At 73.8% G+C, this 1,110-nt stretch carries 1 protein-coding gene and 1 pseudogene; both read right to left on the bottom strand.

All coding sequences use genetic code 11. The features are described 5' to 3' along the window. Positions 1-77: 77 nt before the first annotated feature. Positions 78-869, bottom strand: a complete 792-nt coding sequence (gene bcsQ, locus F3J10_RS35720; protein ID WP_167244056.1) for a cellulose biosynthesis protein BcsQ — start codon at positions 867-869, stop codon at positions 78-80. Further along, positions 866-1,110, bottom strand: a pseudogene (locus F3J10_RS35715) (hypothetical protein); the annotation flags it as partial. The gene bcsQ and the pseudogene F3J10_RS35715, both read right to left, overlap by 4 nt.

Below are 1,110 nucleotides of genomic sequence, written 5' to 3'. Positions count from 1 at the left end.
CGCGCCCTGGGGGCCGGCGCCGGCGGCGGACACGGCGGCGCGCGGCGCGGTCTGCGCCGTGGCGTGACGGGTGGATTTCATGCGGCGGTTCCTTCCTCGGCGGGCTCGTCGCTGCCGAGCGCATCCAGCAGCCAGGCCGCGCAGGCGCGCATGTCGGCCGAGACCTGGCTGACCGGGTCGTAGCGCACGATGGTGGTGTTGCAGGCCAGCGATTCGCTGACGCCCTCGTCGTCGTGGATCACGCCGGGAAACATGTGCTTGCCGAGCATGTCGCGCAGCACCCGCAGCACGTCCTTGTTGAGCTGGCGCGACTGGTCGATCTGGTTGACCACGTAGCCCTCGCCGATGAACTCGGGCCGCGAGGCCGCGTAGGCGTCGATCATGCGCTGCATCTGCGGGATCGCCGCGTAGGAGGCGGCGTCGGCGAACACCACGTTGACCGCGAAATGCGCGGCCGTCAGCGCGGCGCGCGTGAAGGCCGAGGAGCCGGGCGGGGTGTCGATGATGACGATGTCGTCCTCGCCCAGGCGCAGGTCGGCGATGCCGCGCGCGAGCCAGCCTGGATCGTCGTCGAGGCGCCGCTCGAACAGGTGCTGCTCCTGCTCCACCAGCGCGCCGAACGCGAGCACCGTCACGCCGTCGTCGCCGTCGACCATCGCGCCCTGCCAGAGCGAGCCGGCCAGCCCCGCGCGCGACAGGCCGTCGACGCTGTCGAGCGGCACGCCGAAGTACAGGCGCAGCGAGTTCTGCGGATCGAGGTCGATCGCCACCACGTGGCGACCCTGCGAGGCGATCACCGAGGCGAGGTTGGCGGCGAGCGTGGTCTTGCCGACCCCGCCCTTCGCCGACACGACACTGACGACCTTCATGAGCGCGGCGCTCCACGCAGGAACCATGGGCGGCGCGGCGCCTCGGCGGCGGATTTCGGCGCGGCCGGGGCCGGCGCGCTGCCGCCGTGGCGCAGGCGCGTGAACAGCGAGTCGAGCCGTTCGCCGTCGGCCTCGGCGGCGCCGGCACCTTGCGGCTGGCCCGGCCGGGCCGGCGCGCCGCCGGCCAGCTTCTTCAGGGCCGGGGCAGGCTGGAGCGGCACCGGCGCGCGGCCGAGCGGGT

This window comes from Burkholderia sp. Cy-637, assembly GCF_011753175.1.
Lineage (GTDB): Bacteria > Pseudomonadota > Gammaproteobacteria > Burkholderiales > Burkholderiaceae > Burkholderia > Burkholderia gladioli.
The sequence above is the reverse complement of the archived record's forward strand: the minus strand, read 5'-3'. Positions and strand labels throughout refer to the sequence as shown.